Consider the following 25,583-nt stretch of genomic DNA (forward strand, 5'->3'; position numbering starts at 1 on the left):
GTCCAAAGACAAATCTCCATTGAAAACAAAAAATCACAGGGGATGTCTTAAGCCCAAAAATGACTTATTAGACTATCCCCTTTTTTTGAATTTGTCTATATTATGGCGTAACAAGTGAGGCTTCGCCGATAGCAGCAGGCATCTAATCGCTGATTTTCGTTTTAAATAAAAAGAAATTGGCAATTCGCCAATTTCGACAAATTCTTAATGCTCTTCTGAAGGTTCAGCCGGAATTAACTCCCCAATTATAAAGAGAAGTACGGTAAAAACAACAGAGATTATAATTGCTGTTGAAAAATGGAATGCAGAGCCTGTCATGGAAGAAACAACATAGCTGGCCATGTTGACAAGCAAAAACGTCCAAAAAAATGTTGCGAAATATCTCATTATCTTCACCTCGTTTATTCCTGTCTTTACTTATATTATCATACAACATTTTTCATGAAAACGGTTGTTTCGCGATTTTTTTGCGAGCCTTTTTGACATTTCGTACATACATTATAAAAGGTCATCGATGGAAAGGTGGTGGGCAAATGGAAGGTGTTTCGGAAAGATTTTTTCAAATTGAAAACGAGTGGAATGTCATTCATCTTCCGGAAAAGCCGAACGGATTCGGCATCTTGATCATTGGCGATCGAACCCATTTTGTTGAAAATGGTTCAAGCTACTGGTTGGAGCATTACGGGCGGCGTCAGCTGATCAATACGTTAAAAAGCTGCGGATATACATTGTTTCATTCCAATCTTTACGGACGCCATTGGGGCAGCTCTCACGCCGTTTTGTTGGCAAAACAGCTTTATCATCTTGTCATGAAACAAGAAATTTTAAATAAAAAAATCCATATACTGTCTGAAGGTATAGGAGCACTCGTTGCGCTGCAGTTGATGGAAGAGATGCCAAATTCCATCCGTTCATCGGTGATGATCAATCCTTGTTTGGACATAAAAGCCCAAATAGCGGAAGAGAAAAAGAATAAATTTTTTTACAAACAAATGATAAAAGAACTATCAAAAGCTTACCAATTAGATGAAAAAGCTGTCACCCATTATCCCTTTGTCCGTATACAAGACTTTGTATCAAAAATACCTGTAGGCATCTGGCAGAAAATGAACGGGGGAAGCTATTCCTATAAAATTCATGGAAAAAAATATGAGGAATGGAGAAAGCAGCTGAAAGCTCCAATTCAATTCACATTTTATTTCCAGGAAAATATAAATCGGATCCATGATATGATAAGAAGTTTTTACAAAGAGCATGAAAGAATCTTATAGAAAAGGAATTGAGGACTGGGCGAAAATGCTCAATAAGTGAGCAGGCTGCCCCCTTTTTGTTTGAAAAGGGCATTGGACTAATCTCTTCTTTTTTCGCATACGATACAATAATAGTTTTTTCATAAAGGAGGTTTTCAAAATGTCAACTGCCTTAAAGCAGTGTAAACATATTTTAATTGTTGGGGTTCATCAATTTGAAGGCTTTCATATATGTTCAAAACTGGTAGAGGAAGGATTACTAGTCGATGGAGTGGTAATCGTTCCTAAAAATCCGTTGCAAAAAAAAATATGCGAAGAAGAAATGATGTGGCTCGGGCGGAACGCACATTTTCATTTATTGGAAGAAGACAGCTGGATAGAGGATGCTTCCAAAAAGCAATATGATTTGATTTATTATTGTCAAACAGATCATCAACCGATAGACGATGAAGCTGAAAAACACCGATTGGAAAAAACGGTCGAAATCGCATCCCTCAAGCAGACTCCGATTATTTTTATATTTTCTCTTGAAGGAGAAAATCCGCAGGAAGATAGGGATGAAGAAATTGACAGCTGGATGCAGCAAATAGGACAAAAATGGACTTTCCCTTATTTATTTGTTTATCTTCCAACCGTTTTCGGACCTTGGCAGCCGCTAGGCCATTGGATTTCGAACAGTTTGTTGGAATGTACAGGCATCAGCCGTTCCAAGACGAATGCGAATGAAAAAATTGTCATTCGCGACATTCTTCATATTGATGAAATAGTTCCGGTGTTAACAGAATTTGACGAAGATTTGTTTGCGAAAAAAACAATTTACTTGATTTCCGACGACAAAGAGCGCATCAAGAAGGTGATGAGCTTTTTTGACATTTTTCATTACATTTACAAGCCTATATCGAAAAGCGAACATCATTTAGTTGTTCCAAAGACGGTCGAAAACATTGAAAAGAGTTTGCAAGAATTAAAAGATTTTTTCCTGCACAATACACGCAGACTTTATACCTAAATATAAAATTTCTTTACTTCATTGACGGCGTATAGCAAAATAAAAGAGGAATGAAGTGAAACGTGAAAATTTTAGTACTAAATATACATCGTGTTAAAGAGGAAGCTTCCTAGAGAAACGCCTCATAAGCTATATTTCGTGACAATCAAATTGACCGTAAATTCAAAAGATCGTTTTGAACTTAGCTGAGATCGATATGTAATCATTTCGATTATTGAGAAACCTCACCATTTCAATGATGATGCAGTTCACTGGTTTAAAGGAGTTGCTTGGTATGTATAAAAAAATGTTTGTGATCATTTTTATTTTATTATTTCTCGTTGGCTGCGGACAAGCATCAGAAAAAGGAAAACTGAAAAAGGTGGGTTTGCTCGTTCCTGAAACGATTAATGATCAAGTTTGGGGGACAAAAGGGTATAAAGGGCTGTTAAAAATTCAGTCTGAGCTGAATGTAGATGTTTTTTATAAAGAAGGAATGAATTCCGAAGCGGCGGTGAGGGAGGCGGTCGAAGAATTTCACGGAAAGGGAGTTAATTTAATTATCGGGCACGGTCACGAATATGAGGGTTTTTTTAGAGATTTGCTGGATCTATATCCAGATATTCATTTCGTTTTTTTTAATGGTGATGCAAAAGGCCCGAATGCCACAAGTTTAAATTTTGAGGCGCATGCCATGGGCTTTTTCGCAGGAATGGTGGCAGCACATATGACAAAAACAAACGAAATCGGAATTATTGCCGCTTTTGAGTGGCAGCCTGAAGTGGAGGGGTTTTATCAAGGGGCGCAATTTGAAAATCCAAACGTAACCATTCACATTGAATATGTCCAAGGGTTTGATCATATTGACTTGGCGCTTGAGAAGCTCGATAAGCTTGTCGCAGAAAATGTAGATGTTGTTTATCCGGCAGGCGACAGATACAACGTGCCAGTGATCGAAAAAGTGAAGGAAAAAGGAATATATTCAATTGGCTTTGTTTCAGATCAAAGTGATTTGGGCGAACAAATGGTTTTAACAAGCACAGTACAGCATGTGGATGAGTTGTATTTATTAGTCGCAAAAAAATTTATAAAAGGCGAACTGGAAAGCGGGAATTTATATTTTGATTTTCAAGATGGTGTGATTGATTTAGGGAAGTTCAGCCCTCTAGTAGATAAAGAATTTAAAAATAAAGTTTTAAAATATGTGGAAGAATATAAGAAAACAGGGAAATTGCCTAACGAATAATGCTATGGTGAGATAAATAAAATAAAAATTTTGGGGGATGGTTGAATTCATCCCCTTAATTTTTAAATAGTTTTTTAATTTGATTGACGAACGGCTTTATTTCTTTAATAATTGGCTTCAGCTCAGATAATTTTGTCACAATATCATCGACTTGCTCAAAAATTTTTTGATAGTCTGATTGCTCGTTTTGCTCGTTTTTTTCGGAAGTTTTTTCGGAATGAACCGGAAGCTGCCGGCCGAACATAAATTGGGTAAAAAAATCGGGTTCTGGTGCTTCTGCTTTCTCTTTTTCATCTTCCTGCCGCTCGTTTACGTTTTCATCACTCATTCCCGTTTCACCTTCCGTTCTTTTTTCCTTTTCATCCTATTTTATGAAACAAAACTGAGTAAGGAATAGACGATTAGCTCAATCTATCAGTCAAAAACAAGAAAACCTGTAGTTAACTGTTATGAAGCATATTGCTATAAGTAGAAAAATAATATAAAATTAGTACCAAGTCATAACATTTGATAATAATTTTTTGTGAAGGAGATGTTCTTGATGAGAGCTGGGATCATCGGGATAGGCCGTTATATACCGGAAAAAGTTGTGACTAACTATGATTTAGAAAAAATCATGGATACGTCTGATGAATGGATTCGAACAAGAACCGGCATTGAAGAGCGGAGAATTGCTTCAGATGATATGAAAACATCGGATTTGGGCGCAAGAGCGGCATTAGAGGCCATTGAAGATGCAAAAATTTCCCCGGAAGAAATCGATATGATTATAGTTGCGACCGCAACACCTGATCAATCCTTTCCATCAGTTGCCTGTGTTCTGCAGGAAAGACTTGGTGCAAAACGGGCTGCTGCTTTGGACATAAGTGCCGCATGTTCAGGTTTTATTTATGCGATGGCAACGGCAGAGCAGTTTATACAAACAGGAGCTTATAAAAAAATTCTTGTCGTTGGAGCCGAAAAGCTTTCGAAAATTACGGATTGGAATGACCGTTCAACAGGTGTTTTATTTGGGGATGGTGCCGGGGCGGTTGTTTTAGGAGAGGTAAGTGATGACAGAGGGATTCTCTCATTTGAGCTAGGAGCGGACGGAAGCGGCGGCAAGCATTTATATGAAAAAGGCCATATTGTGATGAACGGGCGTGAAGTATTTAAATTTGCTGTGCGGCAGATGGGAGAATCAAGCATTAATGTATTGGAAAAAGCGGGATTAACGAAAGAAGATGTTGACTTTCTCATTCCGCATCAAGCAAATATCCGCATTATGGAAGCCGCCAGACAACGGCTTGAATTGCCGGAGGAGAAAATGTCCAAGACGATTCACAAGTACGGGAATACTTCCGCAGCATCAATACCAATTTCTTTATACGAAGAAGTAAAAGCTGGTAAAATAAAAGATGGTGATCTTATTGTGATGGTCGGCTTCGGCGGAGGTTTAACATGGGGAGCCATTGCATTAAGATGGGGACAGTAAAATCATTCAATCAAAAATAAAAATGCTTTTTTTCCGTCATACAAACCGAAAAAGGCGAGGTGTAATGATATGGAAAAACGTAGAGTAGTTGTAACAGGCATCGGTGCTGTGACACCGATTGGATTGGATGCGAAAACAAGCTGGGAAAATGCTTTGAAAGGTGTATCAGGCATTGGAGAATTGACGAGAGTCGATAAAGACATATTTCCTGTCAAAGTTTCCGCCGAAATAAACGATTTTAAACCTGAAGATTTTATGGATCGGAAAGAAGCGAGGAAAATGGACCGCTTCACACAATTTGCATTAGCCGCCTCGTTGATGGCGCTTGAAGATTCAGGTTTAAAAATAAATAATGAAAACCGCGAACGGGTAGGCGTTTGGATCGGTTCAGGCATAGGCGGAATGGAGACGTATGAACAGCAATTCGAAACTTTTCTGGAAAAAGGTCCGAGACGTGTAAGTCCTTTCTTTGTTCCGATGATGATTCCTGATATGGCAGCCGGACAGGTGTCCATAGCGATCGGCGCGAAAGGTCCAAATTCATGTACAGTCACTGCCTGTGCAACAGGATCAAATTCAATCGGCGATGCCTTTAAAGTAATTCAACGTGGCGATGCCGATGTGATGATTACGGGCGGAACAGAAGCGCCGCTGACCAAGATGGCTTTTGCAGGTTTCAGTGCAGCAAAAGCGTTGTCGACAAATCCTGATCCGAAAACTGCTAGCCGTCCTTTTGACAAAAACCGCGATGGCTTTGTCATGGGAGAAGGTGCAGGAATACTTGTTCTTGAAGAGCTGGAACATGCTTTAAAACGAGGAGCAAACATTTATGCAGAAATCGTCGGCTATGGATCAACAGGCGATGCCTATCACATTACACAACCGGCTCCTGGCGGAGAAGGCGGAGCACGTGCAATGAAAATGGCAATTCAAGATGCAGGCTTAAAACCGGAAGATATCGATTATATTAATGCCCATGGAACAAGCACCGAATATAATGATAAATTTGAAACATCGGCGATTAAAGAAGTTTTTGGCAGCCATGCTTATCAATTAACCGTCAGCTCGACAAAATCGATGACAGGTCATCTCCTTGGAGCAGCAGGAGGAGTTGAAGCCATTTTCACCATTTTAGCAGTGAAAGAAAATATAATTCCTCCGACAATTAATTATGAAACACCTGATCCTGACTGTGACTTGGATTATGCTGTTAATCAGGCTAAACAAAAAACAGTTCGGGCGGCGCTCAGCAATTCCCTTGGTTTCGGAGGACATAACGCCACGCTCGTTTTCAAGAAATTTGAAGAAGCCTGATGTCAACATATAGGAAATTAAGGATTATATGAAACCGTTATTGCCTAAACAGGCAGTAGCGGTTTTTCTTGTGCGCCCGGCATGGGTGTAATCTATAGGGTGAAAGTCCCGAGCTGCGAAGGCAGAAGTAGCAGTTAGCTTAACGCAAGGGTGTCCGTGGTGACGCGGAATCTGAAGGAAGCGAGCGGCAAACTTTGGGTCTCTCGGAACACGAACTTCATATGAGGCTAGGTATCACTGGGTGAGTTTGCAAGACAAAACAAAGCCCTTTCTGCCGAAGGTGATACAGAGTAAATGAAGCAGATGGATGGAAGGAAAGATTACACTCTTACCCGGGGAGGTCTGGCTGGCACGCCAAGTAACCTTGGTAACCTATCTAGTGATAGATAGCTGAACCGTCAGAAGTCAGCAGAGGTCATAGTATTAGTTGGTCTAGAACAACTAAGAAGGACCGAACAATTAAGAGAGAATAGCCCTTGGCATTCAGTGAGTCATGATGAACACAGAAAACGTAGTACCTCACTTGAGGGAGGAAGCGGTGAATCCCGTGGGAGATCTCTTGGAGGGTGGAGTGACCACTGGCATAAAGAGAACAGCTATTCACGGAAGTTATAAAGACTTGCGTCAATTATCTTAATTGAACCGCCGTATACGGAACCGTACGTACGGTGGTGTGAGAGGACGGGAGTTAATCGCTCCCTCCTACTCGATTTTAAAAAAATTCAAACATCTTTCTTTTCTAATGAATAGTGTAGAAAAGGAGGTGCGAAGATTTGGGAGTTATTGACACAAAAAACTGGTTGAAGGAAAGCCGGAATCCAATCGAGCTTTGTGAAAAGCTAGAGAAATATTTTCACCATTTACAAGCGGAGGAAATCCATCACTACCTGTCACAATACGGCATGCTTCGAACTGGCTATGAACATTGGCTTGTTAAGGCTGATGATTCGAATATTTGGACAAAAGCAAATAACATTTTTTTGAAGTTAAAGAAAAGATGGAACGGTCCAGATGTCCCTATTTTTATTTTTCCTGTTGAAGAGCGAAAAAGTTTTTTTGGGAGAGATTTTAAAGGTCGTTCGGGGTTGTCTTTTCAGGATAAAATGTTTTTATTTTTATCGCCGGATGTAAAAAATGATGAGCTCATTGCGCTATTGATTCACGAATATCATCATATTTGCAGGCTTAGGAAAAATCCGAAGCACGAAAAAGACTATACGCTTCTTGATGCGATTATTTTGGAAGGTTTGGCGGAGCATACGGTTTACAGAACGATAGGTGAGCAGCATGTAACAAATTGGGTGAAAAAATATTCGAAGAGACAACTATACAGCTGGTGGAAAAATTTAATTGTTCCGAATAAAGACATAAAATGGGACCATCCGTTATTCGATCAGCTTTTGTTCGGAAAAGGCTTTTATCCGACCATGCTTGGATACGCAATTGGATATGATATCGTACAAACGTTTTATAAACAAAAACCGTTTTCAACAAAAGAAAGCTTTTATTTGCCTGCCGAACAATTCGTGGAAAGCTATGAAACAAAGGAATAGGCTCCTTTGTTTCTATATTTATTAATAATTTGGACAGACTGTGAATATGAATAAAAAATAGAACGAAACTTCCAATGATGGGGGAATGGATTTGGCACGATTAAAACGACCATGGCTGTATATATCGATTCTCTTGTTTTTATTGCTTCTACATGGCTGCTCAAGTCTGGATTATAATAGAAAGCCGCAACCAACGGTTAAGGAGATAAAGGAGGAAGAGCTCGATCCGCTGATTGTTCCGGAAACATTTATAATCGGTTCAACTGAATCGCCGCAGCTTTTTAATCCTTTGTATTCTCTAGATGAATCAAGCTCGCAGTTAGAAGGGATGCTTTTTGATGGACTGGTGACAGTTGATGAGCAGCTGCGACCGAAACCGCATCTGGCTGAAAAGATTCAGCAATCAGAGAATGGACTTGAATATACGGTCACTATTCGGCGCGGGGTCAAATTTCATGACGGAAAAGAATTAACGGCGGATGATGTTGTTTTTACTTACAGCATTCCTTTAAGCCCTGATTATAATGGCGAAAGAAGTTCAGACTTTGAAATGATTGAAAGCATTGAAAAGCTTGATAAGTATACAGTGAAATTCCGTTTAAGAGAAAAAGACGCCTCCTTTCTTCCAGTCACATTATCATACGGCATATTGCCGAAGCATTTGTTGAAAAATGTACAGGTTGCAAAATTAAAGGAGCATAAGTTTAATACATCACAGCCTGTGGGCACTGGGCCTTTTCGGTTCGTAAAATGGGAAAAGAATGGATTCGTAGAGCTGGCCGCAAATGAACATTATTTTTTAGGGAAGCCTCGAATCAAATCAATCAAGTATAAAATTGTTCATAATCAGGAAGCTCTTTACGAAGAGCTGAAAAACGGCGAGGTTCATTACGCCCCTGAAATAGAACTAACCAATGTAAAAAAAATAAAAAGGTTAAGAGGATTGGACGTTCAATCGAACATTTCCCATTCTTATGTGTTTATCGGCTGGAATGAAAAAAACGAACTTTTTCAAGATAAAAAAGTAAGGCAAGCCTTGACGATGGCGATCAACCGCAAAGCTATCGTTCGCAAGATTTTGCACAGACAAGGAAAGGAAGCACATATTCCAGAAACGCCTATTGCTTCTATTTTTACCGACGAAATTCAAACATTAAAGTATAACCGGAGAGAAGCAAAAAAGCTGCTGAAAGAAGCGGGATGGGAAGATACGGACAGGGACGGCATACTGGATCGAGAAGGAAAAGATTTCTCGTTTACGTTAAAAACGAACAAAGGAAATGTTGTTCGCGAAAAAGTTGCGTTGCTCGTGCAAAAACAATTGAAAGAGATCGGAATTGACGTGAAAACGGAGTTTTGGGAATGGGAAGATTTAATTAAGCAAATTTCACCGCCGAATTGGGATTACGATGCGTTGATTTTAGAATGGTCGTTATCTAAATTTCCGAATCATTTTGATATTTTCCATTCCAGTCAGAGAGAATATGGATTGAACTTTGTTTGGTGGGAAAACGAACAGGCCGACCTGCTGTTGTCTAAATCTAGAAAAATAATGGACGAAAGCGAACGAAAACAAATTTACAAGGAGATATTTCAAATTATCGAGGATGAACAGCCATATACAGTTTTATACTATCCGAAGGAATTTCGGGCGTTGCCTGAACGATTAAACGGCTATATTTTTCATCCGAAAAATTACTTTTATAAAGTGCATGAATGGTCCTTTTCTGAAAGCTGACAGGCCTGAAATCCGCATTGATCAAAAGTGGAATACGTAATGATGAAAAGTTTTTTGGGCAATGAAAAATTTGGAATAAAAACCTTCTCCACTGACCATAATGATGACAAACAGTCTTGTAGTAAGGGGGCTAATTATGCTGAATTTGTACGATGTTTGGGTAAACTGGTTTGAAGGAGAAGAAAATGGTTATAATGTTTGTCATTTTCATGAATGGAGAAAGGATGATAAGGTTGAACTGTTAGACCAAGTACCGCTGATTAAAGTGAGTAAAGAACTTTATGATTATATTGAAAATGACTTAAAAGAACTGCCTGAAAAACTTTTAAAGGATGTTTACCAGAAGGCATACGCCCGGAAAAACCATGAGAGAATTCAGCTAGATTATTGCTTTGTTGTTTCGGATGGCAACGGCATTTTAGCAGTAGATACGATCGGATATACGACGCCAATTCGCAAAAGCCGGCTTATCCCAAGACAAGAGCAGCTTGTATATGACATGGTGAAGGATTTAGAGCCGGAATCATACGAGTTCTCACAAACAAATGACAAAGACAAAAAAGATTATCATCTTTTATCCCTTGCACCTGAATATATGCACGGATTAACCCGCAAAGAAAGACAGCTGAAACAGCTTTTGTTTATGGCTCTTGATCAATTGCAATCGACAAAAAATACGGCGGAAATGAAATATTGGTATACGGAATGGAATCCGTACATGTATGGTCAAATTCAATCACTCGGTTTTGAGGAAATTTGGACTATGCTTTATGAGGAAGCGATTGTCGGATGGTCTCAAAAGCATGAACAATTATGCGAACGATTAATAAAAGGGCAGCCTTTCTTTGAAAAGCTTTGGGAAATGGAGCAAGAACCGAAAGTAAATTAAGGAAGAGGGCACTATATCAGCCGCCCTCTTTTTATCGAACAATATTTTTTTAAGCTAGTATATTTGTTTTGTTTAATCAGCTCCATCATCAATCGTCATTCGTTCGCTAGCGCTTTTATTTTCGTTTTTTTCTTCCCAATCCCATTGCATTCTCCATTTTTTTCAACATTTTGGATGCTACTTTGTTTGCTTCCTCCCGGCCTCTGTCTAAAATGTCATCAAGTTCATCAGAATCAATGAGCTCATAATATTTTTCCTGAATCGGCTTTAAAGTGTTAATGACGACTTCTGCCAAATCCGCTTTAAATTCACCATAGCCTTTTCCTTCGTATTTTGTTTCCAGCTCGGCAATTGACACGCCAGCTAAAATTGAATAAATAGATAAAAGGTTGGAGATGCCTGGTTTGTTCTCTTTATCATAACGAACCACTCCGTCTGAATCAGTCACAGCGCTTTTAATTTTCTTTTCAATTTTTTTTGGATCATCGAGAAGGGAAATAAACGATTTTTCATTCGCATCGGATTTGCTCATTTTTTTCGTCGGATCTTGAAGCGACATAATCCGAGCACCGACTTTTGGAATGCGGACTTCTGGAATTTTAAAAATGTCTGCATATTTTTTGTTGAATCTTTCGGCTAAATCCCTTGTCAATTCCAAATGTTGTTTTTGATCCTCGCCGACTGGAACAAGGTCCGTGTTGTACAAAAGAATATCGGCGGCCATTAAAGGCGGATAAGTTAACAGTCCTGCTGAAACAGCTTCTTTCCCTTTAGATTTATCTTTAAATTGTGTCATTCTTTCAAGCTCGCCAATATAAGAAACGCATTGAAGCATCCATCCTGCTTGCGCGTGAGCGGGCACCTCCGATTGAATGAAAAGGGTGGATTTTTCCGGATCGATGCCGACTGCTAAATATAATGCAGCAAGGCTCTTAATGTTTTTTCTTAATTGAAGTCTGTCTTGCGGAACAGTTATGGCATGCTGATCGACAATGCAAAAATAGCATTTATATTCATGCTGGAGCTCTACAAATTGTCTCATTGCTCCGATATAGTTTCCGAGTGTTAACGTGCCGCTAGGCTGAATTCCTGAAAAGATCGTTTTCATGTGCAAACTCCTCCTGATTTTTATATATAAAAAAGCCCATCCGTCCGTATAGGGACGAATGGACCGCGGTGCCACCCTAATTATTTCACAAACTTTCATGTGAAATCACTTTTCGTCTTTTAACGCAAGACAAAAACGCCGCAGCTTACTGATTTCAGCTGAGAGCTCAAAAGTCCATTTCCATACCGGACAGTGTTTGTTTCCACCAGCCACAAACTCTCTGAAAACTGTTTTCGGCATGTACTTCTCTTTCTCATCGCCTATGTATTCATTTACAGATGATTATAAAAAAATTGTGTATTCTTTGCAACTTCTCAGCGTCTTTCTGAAAAAATTTCTTTTTCACGTTTGATCGAACCAAAAAAGGGGAAAAGAAGAGTAGAGAAAGAAAAGAGGTGTTAATTGAGAAAATGGCCTTGAAAATGATCATCATTCACCGGTTGTAACACTTTTGTTATAATTTGAGAAATAAAAACATATAGGCGAAGTTGCTTTTTTATAGTATAATAATCAATACAAATTACTTTTTTAAATTTATTTTAATGTGAGATTGGCATAGTTTTTATATATACACCTATATTTTTCACGAAAAGGAGAGTGATTGGCATGGTAATATTGTATACATCTCCGAGCTGCACATCTTGTAGAAAAGCAAAATCTTGGTTAGAAAAGCATCAAATTGAATATAGAGAGCGGAACATTTTTTCCGAGCCGTTAACGATCGAAGAAATTAAAGAAATTCTTCGTATGACAGAAGACGGAACAGATGAAATTATTTCCACTCGTTCAAAGGTTTTTCAAAAATTGAAGGTTGATGTTGAATCGCTTCCTTTGCAGGAGCTGTATGATATTATCCGGAAAAACCCTGGAATTTTGCGCCGCCCGATTTTGATAGATGAAAAACGTCTTCAAGTCGGTTATAACGAGGATGAAATACGACGCTTTCTGCCAAGAAAAATTCGCACCTACCAGCTGAGAGAAGCTCAGAGAATGGCAAATTAAAAGGGAATGATGCCTTCCGTACGCAAAGCAAAATAGATTGCGGAAGGCTGTTATTTTTTTGTTATGTTGTAAAAAAGGGCAAAGAAAAGGATGAGACAAGCTGTGAAATAAGGGAGAGTTTGTGCAACAGCTTCAGTTTTCAACAGAGGGGTCATTTTTTCATCCGTTGCCATCATTTTACCTGCTGTATAAGCTAATATTCCTCCGCCCCCGTAAATGAGCAAAGGAAATCGGGACATGCCAGACATGATGAATCTGCTTCCCCAAATAATGATCGGAATGGATATAAGAAGACCTGTTATGACAAGAAAGATATTTCCTCCAGCTGCTCCAGCAACCGCAATGACATTGTCAAATCCCATAAAAAGGTCAGCCAAAACAATCGTTTGGATGGCTTTCCACAATGAGCGGTGGCTTTTCACGGAAGTATGCTCACCTTCATTTCCTGTCAATAATAAAAAGGCAATATACATTAAAAATAATCCGCCAAAAAACTGTAAAAAAGGAATGTTCAATAAATGGACAGCCAGTACCGTTAACAAAATTCGGCTGAGTATCGCGAGCATTGTTCCAAATAAAATTCCTTTCCTCCGCTGATTTTCCGGCAAATTGCGGCATGCCAGCGCAATGACAATGGCATTATCTCCTCCTAATATGAGGTCAATGCCAATGATAAGGAATAAAGATGTGAAAAATTGTTCATCCATCAGTCAACCTCTTTTCAAATTATGGCTCGTACAATATATATGAAAAACGAAATATTTTATGCTTAATAGGTAAATAACGGTTTTTTTCAAAATCAAGGCTTTTTTTATTTCTTTATGAAGTGATTTATCATACAATAGAATTAGAATTGAACAACTTGGTGCTCGCGATGAAAATTTGGAAATTTTTTAAATTAGGAAAGAAAAGTGCAACGAATTCGGGGGTTTATTGTCCCTTCCAAAAATTTAAAAAGAAGGGAAGGTTGTTCAAATGGAAATCGAACGCATTAATGAAAACACAGTAAAATTTTATATTTCATATGTTGACATAGAAGAACGAGGATTTGACCGAGAAGAAATCTGGTATAACAGAGAAAGAAGCGAAGAGCTGTTTTGGGAAATGATGGATGAAATTAATGATGAAGAAGACTTTCCGCTTGAAGGTCCGTTATGGATTCAAGTTCATGCCAATGACAAAGGGCTTGAAGTCATTGTCACAAAAGCACAGCTGTCAAAAGACGGACAAAAGCTGGAGCTTCCGGTAGTCGATGAAAAATTAAGAGAAATCCCGGTTGATGAGAATATAGAATCTTTGTTGGACAAACATTTTAATATGTCTGAACGATCTTCCTCAGATGAGAAAGATGAAACGGCGCAATTGCAATTTGTCATAAAGTTTCAGGACTTTGAAGACGTTATTTCGTTAGCATCCCATCGTTTGGACGGATTTTTGAATAGCTTATATGTATTTGAACAAAAATATTATTTATTCGTTGAATTTTCGGATAAAGACGATGAACAAATTGAAAATTTGCTCAGCATTATGCTTGAATACGGTCAGGAATCAAGGATGACAATTCACCGTCTTGAAGAATACGGAAAGCTGATTATGAAGGACAATGCCTTGGAACAAATCGAAACGCACTTTTCTTAAATTGCCGATTTCATGTTCGAAATCGGTCTTTTTTACTTAAGGAACGCTTAATATCTCAGATCAAATGAGATATGTCCAAATCGAGAGATAAGAAATATCGATTGCCTGGAGGAAGCTTATGAGAAAATTTCTGCAAGTAATCGTTTTTGCCATTGGTCTAGCTATCATCTTGTATTTAACTAAGAACATCTGGGAGGAATGGTTTTTAGGAGCCGTTTCCATTTTGTTCACGTTATCCATCATTTTTATCGGATTTGTTATTTTCTTGGAAAACCGCCACCCAACTCAAACGCTTACTTGGCTTGTTGTTTTAGGAGGATTTCCATTAATAGGCTTCTTCTTTTATATATTTTTTGGAAGAAATGTCCGGAAGCATCGTCTATTTAAGAAAAAAGCTTTAATAGATGAGCAAGCTTATGCTCAATTTGAATTTCATACATATGAAGATAAAATTAAATTCATGAGAAATCACCAGCGCCTATTATTTAAGCTTGCCCATAAGCTTGGCCGCAGTCCGATTTCTTTTCGGACAAATACAAAGGTGCTGACGAACGGCATTGAAACATTTGACCATATTTTTCGAGAGCTTCAAAAGGCGGAAGATCATATTCATCTTGAATACTATATTGTTCGGCATGATGTAATTGGGCAAAAATTAAAAAAGCTGTTGATCGAAAAAGCGAAAAACGGTGTAGAGGTTCGATTTTTATACGATGCAGTCGGCAGCTGGAAGCTGTCCAAAAAATACAGGAAGGAGCTCCTCGATGCCGGGGTGGAAATGGTTCCATTTTTACCTGTAAAGCTTCCGTTTTTGTCTAACAATATTAACTTTCGCAATCATCGTAAAATTATTGTGATTGACGGAAAAGTCGGCTTTGTCGGAGGTTTAAATATAGGAGATGAATATTTGGGAAGAAATCCGTATTTCGGCTTTTGGCGGGATACGCATATGATGCTCGAAGGGGAAGGAGTACGGACGCTCAATCTTATTTTTTTACAGGATTGGTATTATATGACTGGGCAGAAGCTACTTACCGATCGATATTTGCTGCCTCATTTTCAAATGGACGATAAAGAAGGAGGCGTTCAGCTAATCGCCGGCGGTCCTGATAATAAGTGGGAGGTCATTAAAAGCTTGTTCTTTTCGATGATCGTTTCCGCAAAAAATTCGATATGGATCGCCTCTCCGTATTTTATTCCTGACGAGGATATAAAATCCGCTTTAAAGATTGCTGCGCTGAGCGGCATTGACGTTCGTCTCCTCGTTCCGAAAAGGCCTGACAAACGGATTGTATTTTATGCGTCGCGATCTTATTTTCCGGAGCTTTTAGAAGCCGGGGTTAAAGTGTACGAATATGAAAAAGGGTTTATGCACAGCAAAATCATTATTGTTGATGGCGAACTGGCATCGATCGGTACGGCGAATATGGATATGAGAAGTTTTCATTTGAATTTTGAAGTAAATGCTTTTTTATACCGAACGGACAGCATTGAAACGCTTGTAGAGGATTATATTCGAGACATTGAAAATTCAAGTGTCATCGACCTTGAACAATTCAAAAAACGCCCGCTATATATAAAGCTGTTTGAATCAACGTCGCGGCTTTTGTCTCCTTTATTATAAAACACCGTTTTTGATACAGCGGTGTTTTTTTTTAGGATGAAGCTCTATTTGAGCGGATTTCACAACACCACAGGTGAATTGCCGACCGTCACGATGTAAAATGGCGAACCTTTATTGAAACGAATGAAGCAACATCTAACTTCCGCCTCTTTAGCGGCAAGCATGCGTTTTTGAAAAAAGTATATTTTTCCATGAAGTGTTTCTGGCATCTTTTAAAACTTATGAAAAACGCTGCTTTTGAAAGGATTTTTTTCCCTTTTGTCGAATGTTTCTATTTGTGAAAGGAAGTGATGATTTATATGCTTGTTGCCATTTTGCGAAACGGCGAAAAAGTAAATGTCGCCGCCCCGTACTGGTCGACAGAAAGGCTTCTAAAACTGAAAGAAGAGCACGCCTTTTTTTGTCCGGCTTGCAAGGAGCCGGTAAAATTAAAAATAGGCAAAATCAAAATTCCTCATTTTGCCCACTTAACGGCCTCTTGTCAGGCTGATTCGGAAGCGGAAAGCACGTACCATTTGAACGGAAAAAAGCAATTGTATGTTTGGTTGAAAAGGCAGCGGTTAGCTGCGGAAGTGGAAAAATTTATACCTTCTATTGCACAACGAGCGGATCTGTTTGTATCTTTTCAGCATAAACGGTATGCGATTGAATACCAATGCTCTAATATTCCCCCTGATCAGGTGATAAAACGGACAAATGGCTACAAAAAAGAACGAATTAAACCGATTTGGATATTAGGCTGGAAACAAATGAAGCAAGTCGGTGAACATCAATATCGACTGACTCCTTTTCATTGTCAGTTTCTTCATTCCCCGCAAAACGATCATCCTTTTATCATCAATTATTGCTCAGATAAGAAAACCTTCATCTTTTTTTCCCATCTGATTCCGTTTTCTAAACAGAATATTTTTGCCGCATCTGCTATGATCTCTCCAGAGTCGTTTTTCTTTCGAGATTGTTTGCAAGGAAAGAGCCTGGCGGCAAACGGTTTATGGAAGCATTGGCTGAAGAAAATAAGTCAATATCGCTTAAAGCCGCTGTTTCAAAAGACGAACGAAGAGCGAAAGCTGCAAAAAAAGGTTTACGAAACAGTTGGCTTATCTTTATCGCAGCTGCCAGTTGAAGCTTTTATCCCTTTAAAAAGCGGTTATATGGTTGATGAGGCGGTCTATATTTGGCAATGCTCAGTTTTATTATTTATTGAAACATTACGCGCCGATGAAGTATTTCACGCAGAAAAGCTAGTTTGGCACCTTAAGAAAATAGGGATGAAAGAAAGAAGCTGTAGCGTAAAAACGGATTTAAAAAAGCCGATTATTGAATATTTAACGACTCTTTCCCATTTTAAATTTTTGCAGCCAATCGGTCCATATTCGTTTCGAAAAACATCATCTCCTTTTCATTTGGAGTCGATGGAAAAGCGTGAACAACGTCTTGGACATTATTTGGACAAGGAAGGTATGTTTTTTTCTGCTGTAGAATAATATAAGCATAGTGATTTATTGCGTTTTGAAAAAAATTTCAATATGATGGAAACAGACTGATTTTTTTAAAGGGGGAAATCGAGAATGGGCAATGAAACAGCTGTCAAAAGGCTGCCAAAACGGGAAGAAATCCCTGTTGAGTATACTTGGCGGCTAGAAGATATTTTTGCTTCTGATGATGAATGGGAAAAAGAATTTGAAGAAGTAAAGCAGCTAATTCCAAAAATCGGTGAATATAGAGGAAAATTAGGTCAATCCTCCGATCTGTTATATGAGGCGCTCTCTTATCAAGATTCCGTGATGGAGAGGCTTGGAAAGCTTTATACATATGCCCATATGCGCTACGATCAAGATACAACTAATTCTTTTTATCAAGGATTGAATGACCGGGCAGCAAATCTTTATACACAAGCTTCCAGCCTCTCATCCTATATCGTTCCGGAAATACTATCCATTGAAGAAGAAAAGCTTCAGCAATTTTTGAAAGAAAATGATCAATTGAAGCTTTATGCACATGCCTTGGACGAAATCAACCGGCAAAGACCGCACGTGCTCGATGCGGAGCAAGAGGCTATTTTAGCTCAAGCTGCGGAAGCCCTGAGCACTGCCTCCAATACGTTTGGAAAATTAAATAATGCGGACTTGGAATTTCCAGCAATTAAGGATGAAAATGGAGAAGAAGTGGAAATCACTCACGGCCGTTATATCCAGTTTTTGGAGAGTGAAAATAGACGAGTCCGTCGCGATGCGTTCCAGGCATTATACGCAACATATGGAAAATTTAAAAATACGTTTGCCAGCACATTAAGCGGAGCTGTTAAGAAAAATAATTTTTATGCGAAGGTGCGGAAATATGAGAATGCCCGCCAGGCTGCACTAAGCGCCAACAACATTCCCGAGGAAGTCTACGACAATTTAGTAAAAACGATCAATGAACATTTGCCGCTGCTCCATCGTTATGTCGATTTGCGGAAAAAAGCGCTGAAGCTTGATGAACTTCATATGTATGATCTTTATACGCCGCTTGTACAAAACGTCGATTTGAAAATCACGTATGAAGAAGCGAAAGACATCGTATTGAAGGGGCTTGCTCCATTAGGTGAAGAATATGTCGGCATTTTACAAGAAGGCTTTGAAAACAGATGGATTGACGTTAAGGAGAATAAAGGGAAACGAAGCGGAGCTTACTCCTCTGGCGCCTATGGAACAAATCCATATATTTTGCTGAATTGGCAAGATAATGTGAACAATTTATTCACACTTGTTCACGAGCTTGGCCATTCGGTGCACAGCTACTATACAAGAAAAACACAGCCGTATCCGTACGGAGATTATTCTATTTTTGTCGCGGAAGTGGCTTCTACATGCAATGAAAACTTGTTAAATGAATATTTGCTCAACACGATCGATGATGAAAAGAAACGTTTATACTTGCTGAATCATTTCCTTGAAGGGTTTAGAGGAACGGTATTCCGGCAAACGATGTTTGCTGAGTTTGAACATTATATCCATTTGAAGGCGCAAAACGGAGAGCCGCTCACACCGGAATTTTTGACGCAAACGTATTATGAGTTAAACAAAAAATATTTTGGTGACAACATTGTGATCGATGAAGAAATTGGCTTAGAATGGGCAAGAATTCCGCATTTTTATTACAATTTTTACGTTTATCAATACGCAACAGGCTTTAGTGCTGCAAGCGCCTTGAGCAAGCAGATTTTATCGGAAGGAGAAACTGCCGTTGAAAGGTACATTAATTTCTTGAAAGCGGGAAGCTCTGATTATCCGATTAATGTGCTGAAAAAAGCAGGGGTCGATATGACATCAACCAAGCCGATTGAAGATGCTTGCAAAGTATTTGAAGAAAAGCTGACGGAGATGGAGGAGCTGCTGTTAAAGTAAAGTGAAAGAAAACAGGAGCATCATCTGAATCCAAAAAATTAGTGGCATGAGTTCGATCTGGAACTGGACTCATGCCTTTTTTGTTTCCGGTCATATAAAAACTGCACCTCCAATTGTCAGTTGTATCTACTAATTGAGATGCAGTTCATCATCCCGTTCTCTTTTTTATCTTAAAATCCGCGGAACGTTTTTCGATGGTTAAACAGAAGAAACGATATGAAAAGAGAAATAAAAAGCAGGGGGGCAGAAACGAAAATCGGTGCGAGATTCATCAATCCTAACAGATTATAAAAAAAAGCGAAGATGACGAGCAGCAGGCTGATTATGAGCCAAAATGTTTTCACGATTTTTCCCTCCTACACATGTTCTAAAACGAGGAAAAAGATTTTGTATATTGTATGCAGCTTGCCCGTTCTTCATGTTTTGTGACAAATTTGTGAATTGTTGTTTTCCCCTCTTGCAAACTGAAAAAGGAATTTGTTATATTAAAAACGTGAAATTGATCACAAACAAACATTTACCCCTTTGTTTGACCGTGAAAAATTTCTCCCATCCCCTTTGTTGTCATAAGACAAAAAAGAAACCACAAACGTTTGTTTGTGGTTTCTTTTTTTAATTGTTTAATAAAGATAAAGCGCTTACATTTTTGGTTAAAAACGCTCCCCATCAGCATAGAAGCCGATGGAGAACGTTTCGTTGAATTAAACCCCTCAATCTCACTGCCCGATATAGCGCCAAAAAGTTCCATATTTCACAGGCACCCGCTCAACTTGTTGCTTTAAAAGCAGTCTTTTCATTTCACGTTCCGTTTCTTCATCAGTCATATTATACACAACGGAGATCTCTTTTGTTGCGACAAATTTATAATGCTTTAAAAAAATCTCTATTGGCGGCACTTGAGACGGCTTCGGTTTATCTCCGACAAGCTCGCAAAGAATATCAACATATGTTTCATAAGGATATAATCCGGTAATTTTTAATCCTTCCTTCTCTTCACGGCAATGAAAAAAGACAAGGGAAGGAATTTCATGCACGTCCATTTCTTCTGTAATTTTATAATCGCATTGAAGTGCTTTTCTTGCACTTTCGGAATATAAGTCCCTCTCAAATTCATTGACATCAAGGCCGACATTTTTAGCAATTTGTATGAGAACGTTTTGATCAGAGACATTTTGCTTTTCTAAAAAAACAACTTCCTGTAAGTGCCGCAAGAAACGGATGCCCGCTTTTCTCCCTTGAAGCTCCGCTGCTTTTAAAGCAAGGGAAGCTCTGTAGGGCGATGATATAGGGTTTTCAAGCCAAAGGTTGCCGTCACATGACATGCCGGTTCTGCTCGCTATCTTCTCCCATGATTGGGCAATTGTTTTCGGTTTCCGCCGTTTTGTTAAGTTTAAATTAGCAAGCTTTCCGCAAACAATATGGCGCAATGAGAAAAGCCTGCCGTATTCGATTTGCAGTTTTTTGATAAACGGTTCAAGCGCCCAGCATTCAGGGCATAGCGGATCAATAAACATATAAATCTCGATCGGCTTTTTAGGATGACTGTGACAATGAGAAAAGAAGTGAGCAGCATTCACTTCGTCTTTTTTGTCAGGTTTCAACTGAATACTCCTCCTGATCTTCGTCTTTCGAATTAATCATGTGATGGGCGGTCACCACAAGCCGATCGTAGAAAAACTCTCGTATTTCCCCGTCAAGTCCGACCTCGTCCATTGCTTTTCGCATACATGAGAGCCATGCTTCTGCTCTCCTCGGCGTAATCGGGAATGGAAGATGGCGGGCTCTGAGCATCGGATGTCCGTGTTCTTTTGTGTAAAGTGGCGGACCACCTAAAAACTGTGTCATAAATTGTTTCTGCTTTCTGGCAGTTTCCGTTAAATCCTCCGGGAAAATAGGTTTTAAAAGAGGATGTTTTTTAACATTTTTATAAAAAGCATCGATTAGAGCGTGAAGTTTCTTTTCTCCAATCGCGTCATATGGAGTTAAGGGTGGTTTTGTCATGGTGATAGCTCCTTTGGAATCATTCGTTAATAATGATGTTACATTTATTTTATCAACATAACTTATTTATCTCAAACGAATCGCTTTGAAGGAGTTGGCTGAGGCAATGCAAACAAAAGGATAAATAGCGAAAGCGGGAGCTATTTCCGCAAATATGTTGTGCTTGCTTGTGAAATGAACATAGAAGGACTTGCGGCTTGAAGCGCAGCTATCGAAGATTAGCCGAAATCGATTGGATAACAAATATTCCCAACTACTTTTAATGAAAAAGAAAAAGGTGCTGTTTGTTTGCACCTTTTTACGCAAAATATTTTTGAGTAATTTTATTTACATAGTTTTGCGTTTCTTTAAATGGAGGGATGCCTCCATATTTGTCGACATTTCCCGGACCGGCGTTGTATGCAGCCAGCGCCAATTTTACATTACCGTTATATCGGTTTAAAAGCTGTTTTAAATATTTTGTGCCGCCCTCGATATTTTGCACAGGATCAAACGGATTTTTTACACCGAGCGCTTTTGCTGTAGAAGGCATGAGCTGCATATAGCCGGCAGCTCCTTTAGGACTGACGGCATTTGCCTTGAAGCTTGACTCCTGTTGAATCACAGCTCTGATTAATTTGGCATCGACGCCGTATTTTTGAGCCATCTTCTGAATGATTTCATTTAGATCAGCGGAAACCTGTTTCTGTTCATTTGTTTTTTTGGCAGATTGGGAGGAAGACAGTGAAATATTCTCTTTGGCCGTTTCAGATTGTACATCTTGTTCGATGAAGGCATTTAAAACATCCTGAAAGTTCAGCGAAATTGCTGCATCTTTTGTTTGCGGCCCATCGGATTGGCCTGACAAAAGACGAAGGACTTCAAGCTCAAACAGAACATTGAAATTATAGTTTGTATTCATCACAAATTCTCCTTTGAAAATTTTGCGGAATAAAACCGCTTTATTTTATTTTCTGTTTGACGGATCGGGATGTTGTGTTTGTTTAAAATCTCCAAAAATTGCTGCTTTCCTTCCTTTTCATCCTCTGCCTCAAATTCGATTTCAAAATCCTCTCTACTTTCATATCGGCTATGATCGAGAACAATTTCACCATTTTTATATTTTTTTGTTGCCCGGCTTGTAATGAGCGAACCGAAACAAAGAAGGCTTTCGGGCTTGATTTCAAGCTGTTTGATTTTTTCGACCACTGATCCCTCCTTCGGAAAGACTGACTCATGAATGGCTGAAACTGCTTCCTGATCGGTTAAAAACTGGTGTGTTTCCAGCAGTCCGACATGATAGGGCTCCTTTAATGTCAAAACATACTGATCCTTTTTTTTACGAATTCTTAAGGCAGCGCCATGCTTTTTCAACGCAAAATATTTTGTGTCAAAATAATAGTTTTCCTGCTCGGCAAAATCTTTTTCGGTCAATTGAAAAAAATCAGCTAAGCGGTGGAATTCTTCTTTTGTAAGCAGGTTTTTAAATTCTATCTCAAGCTCTTGAACCATCGGGCATTCCTCTCTTTGATTAATATCAAAATAAGGTAATACAGTTATGAATATGATACAATAAAATATATTCGAGTTGAACTTGAAATGTTTGATTGGAAGGGTGAACAGCATGAAAAAAAGAATAAAAGTGCTGGCTGTCAGCAAAACGGAAGAAAAATTGCTGCTCGAAACGGAACATGTCCAAGATGCAGTCAATCTTGCAGCAAAAGGACAGATGCTGGTAGATTCAGACCAATTTTCTTTTATTTACATATTGGATAATGGCGCTGACTTTCTTTACATAGATTTATCATCGGATATTTGGCCGCATTTAAAAGAAGCCAAAAATGAAGAGCTTCCTGTTTATGCTAAAGTGGGAGAAAAAGAAATTTTGCTTACCCATTTTCATGAGGAGATCGAGTTTTTGCTTGAAAATATAAAAGGAAACGCAAATTACGGCGAGGAGATGGAAAAAATGGTGGAAAGCGTGTTTTATTAGGAGGGGGGACTTTATGAACTACAAGGAATGGGAGCAATTTTTAGCGCCTTATAAGCAGGCAGTGGAAGAATTAAAGGTCAAATTAAAAGGGATTCGTTCCCAATTTGAATTGAGAGGAGAACATTCTCCAATTGAGTTTGTGACAGGCAGGGTAAAACCTGTGCCGAGCATTTTGGATAAAGCGAAGCGAAAACAAATTCCCCTTGATAAAATAGAAGAAGAAATGCAGGACATTGCCGGGCTCCGAATGATGTGCCAATTTGTCGGCGACATTCAATTGGTTGTTCAAATGCTAAGAGATCGGCATGATTTGGAAATCGTGGAGGAAAGAGACTACATAACCCGAAATAAAGAAAGCGGCTACCGCTCTTACCATGTTGTGGCCCGCTACCCGGTTCAATCGTTCGAAGGATTGAAAAAGGTTTTGGTTGAAATTCAAATTCGTACGCTTGCCATGAATTTTTGGGCGACGATTGAGCATTCTTTAAATTACAAATATAGCGGGAACATACCTGAACAGATTAAAATCCGCTTGCAGCGCGCAGCTGAAGCAGCTTACCGGCTGGATGAGGAAATGTCGCAAATACGGGGAGAAATTCAAGAAGCGCACGCGATATTTTCACGCAAAACAGAAACAACATAAAAAAGGAGAATGATACTTAAATGAAGTTTTCGATCACATCAAAAGGTGATGAAACATCTAATGCTTTGGCGCAAAAAATCAGAACCTATTTGCTCGATTTCGAGTTTCAATATGATGAAGATCAGCCGGATATCGTGATTTCCGTCGGGGGAGACGGAACATTGCTTTATGCATTTCATCGATATAATAAACGATTGGATAAAACAGCGTTTATAGGAGTTCATACGGGGCATTTAGGATTTTATGCCGACTGGCTCCCGAATGAAATTGAAAAAATGGTGATTGCAATTGCTAAAACACCGTTTCAGATCGTTGAATATCCATTGCTTGAAGTGGTGGTCCGGCATAATGGCGGGAGTGAAGCCTCCTACCTTGCGCTAAATGAATGCACAGTGAAAAGCATTGAAGGGACTCTCGTCATGAATATAGAAATTAAAGGGCTTCTCTTTGAAACATTTCGAGGAGATGGGTTGTGTATTTCAACACCGACAGGAAGCACCGCCTACAATAAAGCGCTTGGCGGTGCTCTCATTCATCCTTCACTGCGGGCTATTCAATTAACAGAAATGGCTTCCATAAACAACAGGGTGTTCCGGACAATCGGCTCGCCGTTAATTTTGCCTGACCACCATACGTGTATGCTAAAGCCTGTCAATGATGTTGATTTTCAAATTACAATCGATCATTTAACACTTCTTCACAAAAACGTCAGGTCCATCCAATGCCGGGTCGCACAGGAAAAGGTAAGGTTTGCGAGATTTCGGCCTTTCCCATTTTGGAAGCGGGTCCGGGACTCGTTTATTGGCGACAGATAAAGGAAAGAGAAAAACATGGGGACATTTCAGCTTCATTGGGACATCAAAAAAGAACATCATGGCTGGCTGCTTAGAGAATTTTTGCGGGAGCATCATATTTCTAAATCCGCTTTAACAGATATTAAATTTAACGGTGGAAAAATTGTCGTTAACGGGAACGAAAAAAATGTCCGATACGTCTTACAAGAAGGCGATCAAGTAACCGTCCATTTTCCGGAAGAAAAGAGAAGCCAGTCGCTCATTCCAGAGAACATACCATTGGACATTGTTTATGAAGACGATTATTGCCTTATTGTAAATAAACCGGCGTTTTTGTCCACCATTCCGTCTAGAGAGCATCCGTCAGGAAGTCTTGCGAACGGGCTTTTACACTATTATGATCAACAGCGGCAAAATCTTACGGTGCATATCGTCAATCGGCTTGACCGGGATACATCCGGGCTGCTTCTTGTAGCCAAACATCGCTACAGCCATTTTCTTTTTTCAAAGGAACAGCAAAAAGGAGCGGTAAAACGGACATACATCGCAATTGTCCATGGAAGGATCAGCGAAGACGAAGGCATCATCGATGCGCCAATTGCAAGAAAGGACGATAGCATCATCGAGAGAACTGTCAGGGAGGATGGGAAAAAAGCTATTACGCATTTTCGGGTCATAAGCCGCTTTTCTGACAAAACGGTTGTTGAGGTAAAGCCTGTAACTGGTAGAACTCATCAAATTCGTCTACATATGTCCTATATAGGTCATCCGCTTTTAGGAGATTCGCTTTATGGTGGACAAAAAGAAGAAATTGACCGCCATGCCCTCCACAGTCAGTCGCTGTCCTTCTATCATCCCGTTTTGCATAAAAATTTGACGTATACTTGCAAGCTTCCTCCTGATATGGAAAAAATAATTAAGCATGCGCGCCTGTAAGTGCATGCTTTTATTATGAAAAAATGT

Annotated in this window: 27 protein-coding genes and 1 other annotated feature; of the genes, 17 read left to right on the forward strand and 10 right to left on the reverse strand. The window is 39.2% G+C overall.

Annotated elements, in window-relative coordinates; all coding sequences use genetic code 11:
* Positions 1-204 precede the first annotated feature (204 nt).
* Complete coding sequence (locus NSQ41_RS05320) at positions 205-387, reverse strand: YjzD family protein (protein WP_063387013.1); 183 nt, start codon at positions 385-387, stop codon at positions 205-207.
* A 146-nt stretch (positions 388-533) separates the two neighbouring features.
* On the opposite strand from NSQ41_RS05320, the gene NSQ41_RS05325 reads away from it, so the two are divergent.
* The 3 genes from NSQ41_RS05325 to NSQ41_RS05335 all read left to right on the forward strand — a co-directional run bounded on the left by NSQ41_RS05325 (position 534) and on the right by NSQ41_RS05335 (position 3,484).
* Positions 534-1,271, forward strand: coding sequence for a hypothetical protein (locus NSQ41_RS05325; RefSeq protein WP_311067038.1), 738 nt, complete (start codon positions 534-536; stop codon positions 1,269-1,271).
* Between the two features lie 139 nt (positions 1,272-1,410).
* Positions 1,411-2,259, forward strand: coding sequence for a hypothetical protein (locus tag NSQ41_RS05330; RefSeq protein WP_327873811.1), 849 nt, complete (start codon positions 1,411-1,413; stop codon positions 2,257-2,259).
* Between the two features lie 274 nt (positions 2,260-2,533).
* Positions 2,534-3,484 carry a BMP family ABC transporter substrate-binding protein gene (locus NSQ41_RS05335; RefSeq protein ID WP_339199146.1) on the forward strand — a complete coding sequence of 317 codons (951 nt, stop codon included), beginning with the start codon at positions 2,534-2,536 and terminating at the stop codon, positions 3,482-3,484.
* Positions 3,485-3,539: 55 nt separating this feature from the next.
* Here NSQ41_RS05335 and NSQ41_RS05340 read toward each other — a convergent pair whose 3' ends face one another.
* Positions 3,540-3,812, reverse strand: a complete 273-nt coding sequence (locus tag NSQ41_RS05340) for a hypothetical protein (protein ID WP_063387009.1) — start codon at positions 3,810-3,812, stop codon at positions 3,540-3,542.
* Positions 3,813-4,025: 213 nt separating this feature from the next.
* Between NSQ41_RS05340 and NSQ41_RS05345 the strand changes: the two genes are divergently transcribed.
* The 5 genes from NSQ41_RS05345 to NSQ41_RS05365 all read left to right on the forward strand — a co-directional run bounded on the left by NSQ41_RS05345 (position 4,026) and on the right by NSQ41_RS05365 (position 10,452).
* Entirely contained in the window at positions 4,026-4,958 is a 933-nt protein-coding gene (locus NSQ41_RS05345) for a beta-ketoacyl-ACP synthase III (protein WP_063387008.1), read from the forward strand.
* Positions 4,959-5,027: 69 nt separating this feature from the next.
* Entirely contained in the window at positions 5,028-6,272 is a 1,245-nt protein-coding gene (gene fabF / locus NSQ41_RS05350; RefSeq protein ID WP_063387007.1) for a beta-ketoacyl-ACP synthase II, read from the forward strand.
* 773 nt (positions 6,273-7,045) lie between these two features.
* Positions 7,046-7,825 carry a DUF2268 domain-containing protein gene (locus NSQ41_RS05355; RefSeq protein ID WP_339211158.1) on the forward strand — a complete coding sequence of 260 codons (780 nt, stop codon included), beginning with the start codon at positions 7,046-7,048 and terminating at the stop codon, positions 7,823-7,825.
* Positions 7,826-7,916: 91 nt separating this feature from the next.
* On the forward strand, positions 7,917-9,563 hold the full coding sequence (locus NSQ41_RS05360; protein ID WP_339211159.1) for a peptide-binding protein: 1,647 nt from the start codon (positions 7,917-7,919) through the stop codon (positions 9,561-9,563).
* A 136-nt stretch (positions 9,564-9,699) separates the two neighbouring features.
* On the forward strand, positions 9,700-10,452 hold the full coding sequence (locus NSQ41_RS05365) for a YjbA family protein (RefSeq protein ID WP_066248356.1): 753 nt from the start codon (positions 9,700-9,702) through the stop codon (positions 10,450-10,452).
* Positions 10,453-10,567: 115 nt separating this feature from the next.
* Here the strand turns inward: NSQ41_RS05365 and trpS are convergent, their stop codons facing one another.
* Positions 10,568-11,560 carry a tryptophan--tRNA ligase gene (trpS, locus tag NSQ41_RS05370; protein WP_066248353.1) on the reverse strand — a complete coding sequence of 331 codons (993 nt, stop codon included), beginning with the start codon at positions 11,558-11,560 and terminating at the stop codon, positions 10,568-10,570.
* A 47-nt stretch (positions 11,561-11,607) separates the two neighbouring features.
* Positions 11,608-11,826, reverse strand: a binding site (T-box leader).
* A gap of 340 nt (positions 11,827-12,166) precedes the next feature.
* On the opposite strand from trpS, the gene spxA reads away from it, so the two are divergent.
* Entirely contained in the window at positions 12,167-12,562 is a 396-nt protein-coding gene (gene spxA, locus NSQ41_RS05375) for a transcriptional regulator SpxA (protein ID WP_063387002.1), read from the forward strand.
* A gap of 50 nt (positions 12,563-12,612) precedes the next feature.
* Here spxA and NSQ41_RS05380 read toward each other — a convergent pair whose 3' ends face one another.
* Positions 12,613-13,269, reverse strand: coding sequence for a TerC family protein (locus NSQ41_RS05380; protein WP_144596613.1), 657 nt, complete (start codon positions 13,267-13,269; stop codon positions 12,613-12,615).
* Positions 13,270-13,537: 268 nt separating this feature from the next.
* Here NSQ41_RS05380 and mecA point away from each other — a divergent pair, with 268 nt between their 5' ends.
* The 4 genes from mecA (at position 13,538) to pepF (ending at position 19,210) form a co-directional block, all read left to right on the forward strand.
* Entirely contained in the window at positions 13,538-14,200 is a 663-nt protein-coding gene (gene mecA, locus NSQ41_RS05385) for an adaptor protein MecA (RefSeq protein WP_063387000.1), read from the forward strand.
* 118 nt (positions 14,201-14,318) lie between these two features.
* A complete protein-coding gene (cls, locus tag NSQ41_RS05390) occupies positions 14,319-15,824 on the forward strand; it encodes a cardiolipin synthase (RefSeq protein ID WP_339211161.1) in 1,506 nt (501 codons plus the stop codon).
* Positions 15,825-16,114: 290 nt separating this feature from the next.
* Complete coding sequence (locus NSQ41_RS05395; protein ID WP_339211163.1) at positions 16,115-17,308, forward strand: competence protein CoiA family protein; 1,194 nt, start codon at positions 16,115-16,117, stop codon at positions 17,306-17,308.
* An 84-nt stretch (positions 17,309-17,392) separates the two neighbouring features.
* Positions 17,393-19,210 carry an oligoendopeptidase F gene (gene pepF / locus NSQ41_RS05400; protein ID WP_339211165.1) on the forward strand — a complete coding sequence of 606 codons (1,818 nt, stop codon included), beginning with the start codon at positions 17,393-17,395 and terminating at the stop codon, positions 19,208-19,210.
* A 170-nt stretch (positions 19,211-19,380) separates the two neighbouring features.
* On the opposite strand, the gene NSQ41_RS05405 is transcribed toward pepF, so the two are convergent.
* The 6 genes from NSQ41_RS05405 to NSQ41_RS05430 form a co-directional block, all read right to left on the reverse strand.
* The gene (locus NSQ41_RS05405; RefSeq protein WP_162536160.1) at positions 19,381-19,554 is read right to left on the reverse strand and encodes a hypothetical protein; all 174 of its coding nucleotides are present in this window, start codon (positions 19,552-19,554) and stop codon (positions 19,381-19,383) included.
* A 173-nt stretch (positions 19,555-19,727) separates the two neighbouring features.
* Positions 19,728-19,958, reverse strand: coding sequence for a hypothetical protein (locus NSQ41_RS05410; protein ID WP_339199163.1), 231 nt, complete (start codon positions 19,956-19,958; stop codon positions 19,728-19,730).
* Entirely contained in the window at positions 19,927-20,787 is an 861-nt protein-coding gene (locus NSQ41_RS05415; protein ID WP_232515740.1) for a ClpXP adapter SpxH family protein, read from the reverse strand. Before NSQ41_RS05415 ends, NSQ41_RS05410 begins: the two co-directional genes overlap by 32 nt.
* Positions 20,788-20,800: 13 nt before the next feature.
* A complete protein-coding gene (locus NSQ41_RS05420; RefSeq protein WP_063387493.1) occupies positions 20,801-21,211 on the reverse strand; it encodes a hypothetical protein in 411 nt (136 codons plus the stop codon).
* 298 nt (positions 21,212-21,509) lie between these two features.
* A complete protein-coding gene (locus NSQ41_RS05425; RefSeq protein WP_082830278.1) occupies positions 21,510-22,112 on the reverse strand; it encodes a lytic transglycosylase domain-containing protein in 603 nt (200 codons plus the stop codon).
* On the reverse strand, positions 22,112-22,702 hold the full coding sequence (locus tag NSQ41_RS05430) for a CYTH domain-containing protein (protein ID WP_339211167.1): 591 nt from the start codon (positions 22,700-22,702) through the stop codon (positions 22,112-22,114). The genes NSQ41_RS05425 and NSQ41_RS05430 overlap by 1 nt, the downstream gene beginning before the upstream one ends.
* Positions 22,703-22,814: 112 nt before the next feature.
* On the opposite strand from NSQ41_RS05430, the gene NSQ41_RS05435 reads away from it, so the two are divergent.
* Genes NSQ41_RS05435 through NSQ41_RS05450 form a run of 4 tightly spaced genes read left to right on the forward strand, consistent with a single transcriptional unit; the run spans position 22,815 to position 25,556 of the window.
* The gene (locus tag NSQ41_RS05435) at positions 22,815-23,183 is read left to right on the forward strand and encodes a hypothetical protein (RefSeq protein ID WP_339211169.1); all 369 of its coding nucleotides are present in this window, start codon (positions 22,815-22,817) and stop codon (positions 23,181-23,183) included.
* A 13-nt stretch (positions 23,184-23,196) separates the two neighbouring features.
* Positions 23,197-23,826: a GTP pyrophosphokinase family protein gene (locus tag NSQ41_RS05440; protein WP_063387496.1), complete on the forward strand. Its 630-nt coding sequence runs from the start codon at positions 23,197-23,199 to the stop codon at positions 23,824-23,826.
* Between the two features lie 20 nt (positions 23,827-23,846).
* Positions 23,847-24,641 (forward strand): NAD kinase, encoded by a 795-nt coding sequence (locus NSQ41_RS05445; RefSeq protein WP_063387497.1) that lies wholly within the window; start codon positions 23,847-23,849, stop codon positions 24,639-24,641.
* 15 nt (positions 24,642-24,656) lie between these two features.
* Positions 24,657-25,556: an RluA family pseudouridine synthase gene (locus tag NSQ41_RS05450; RefSeq protein ID WP_063387498.1), complete on the forward strand. Its 900-nt coding sequence runs from the start codon at positions 24,657-24,659 to the stop codon at positions 25,554-25,556.
* Positions 25,557-25,583: the final 27 nt, after the last annotated feature.

The sequence above is a fragment of the Aeribacillus sp. FSL K6-8210 genome (genome assembly GCF_037963925.1).
Classification (GTDB): Bacteria; Bacillota; Bacilli; order Bacillales; family Aeribacillaceae; genus Aeribacillus; species Aeribacillus composti.

Bases quoted from the DNA above. Each gene is read 5' to 3' on its own strand.
- NSQ41_RS05320 (WP_063387013.1), bottom strand. From the start codon at position 387: ATGAGATATTTCGCAACATTTTTTTGGACGTTTTTGCTTGTCAACATG.
- NSQ41_RS05325 (WP_311067038.1), top strand. From the start codon at position 534: ATGGAAGGTGTTTCGGAAAGATTTTTTCAAATTGAAAACGAGTGGAAT.
- NSQ41_RS05330 (WP_327873811.1), top strand. From the start codon at position 1,411: ATGTCAACTGCCTTAAAGCAGTGTAAACATATTTTAATTGTTGGGGTT.
- NSQ41_RS05335 (WP_339199146.1), top strand. From the start codon at position 2,534: ATGTATAAAAAAATGTTTGTGATCATTTTTATTTTATTATTTCTCGTT.
- NSQ41_RS05340 (WP_063387009.1), bottom strand. From the start codon at position 3,812: ATGAGTGATGAAAACGTAAACGAGCGGCAGGAAGATGAAAAAGAGAAA.
- NSQ41_RS05345 (WP_063387008.1), top strand. From the start codon at position 4,026: ATGAGAGCTGGGATCATCGGGATAGGCCGTTATATACCGGAAAAAGTT.
- fabF (WP_063387007.1), top strand. From the start codon at position 5,028: ATGGAAAAACGTAGAGTAGTTGTAACAGGCATCGGTGCTGTGACACCG.
- NSQ41_RS05365 (WP_066248356.1), top strand. From the start codon at position 9,700: ATGCTGAATTTGTACGATGTTTGGGTAAACTGGTTTGAAGGAGAAGAA.
- trpS (WP_066248353.1), bottom strand. From the start codon at position 11,560: ATGAAAACGATCTTTTCAGGAATTCAGCCTAGCGGCACGTTAACACTC.
- spxA (WP_063387002.1), top strand. From the start codon at position 12,167: ATGGTAATATTGTATACATCTCCGAGCTGCACATCTTGTAGAAAAGCA.
- NSQ41_RS05380 (WP_144596613.1), bottom strand. From the start codon at position 13,269: ATGGATGAACAATTTTTCACATCTTTATTCCTTATCATTGGCATTGAC.
- mecA (WP_063387000.1), top strand. From the start codon at position 13,538: ATGGAAATCGAACGCATTAATGAAAACACAGTAAAATTTTATATTTCA.
- cls (WP_339211161.1), top strand. From the start codon at position 14,319: ATGAGAAAATTTCTGCAAGTAATCGTTTTTGCCATTGGTCTAGCTATC.
- NSQ41_RS05395 (WP_339211163.1), top strand. From the start codon at position 16,115: ATGATTTATATGCTTGTTGCCATTTTGCGAAACGGCGAAAAAGTAAAT.
- pepF (WP_339211165.1), top strand. From the start codon at position 17,393: ATGGGCAATGAAACAGCTGTCAAAAGGCTGCCAAAACGGGAAGAAATC.
- NSQ41_RS05410 (WP_339199163.1), bottom strand. From the start codon at position 19,958: ATGGAACTTTTTGGCGCTATATCGGGCAGTGAGATTGAGGGGTTTAAT.
- NSQ41_RS05420 (WP_063387493.1), bottom strand. From the start codon at position 21,211: ATGACAAAACCACCCTTAACTCCATATGACGCGATTGGAGAAAAGAAA.
- NSQ41_RS05425 (WP_082830278.1), bottom strand. From the start codon at position 22,112: ATGAATACAAACTATAATTTCAATGTTCTGTTTGAGCTTGAAGTCCTT.
- NSQ41_RS05430 (WP_339211167.1), bottom strand. From the start codon at position 22,702: ATGGTTCAAGAGCTTGAGATAGAATTTAAAAACCTGCTTACAAAAGAA.
- NSQ41_RS05435 (WP_339211169.1), top strand. From the start codon at position 22,815: ATGAAAAAAAGAATAAAAGTGCTGGCTGTCAGCAAAACGGAAGAAAAA.
- NSQ41_RS05440 (WP_063387496.1), top strand. From the start codon at position 23,197: ATGAACTACAAGGAATGGGAGCAATTTTTAGCGCCTTATAAGCAGGCA.
- NSQ41_RS05445 (WP_063387497.1), top strand. From the start codon at position 23,847: ATGAAGTTTTCGATCACATCAAAAGGTGATGAAACATCTAATGCTTTG.
- NSQ41_RS05450 (WP_063387498.1), top strand. From the start codon at position 24,657: ATGGGGACATTTCAGCTTCATTGGGACATCAAAAAAGAACATCATGGC.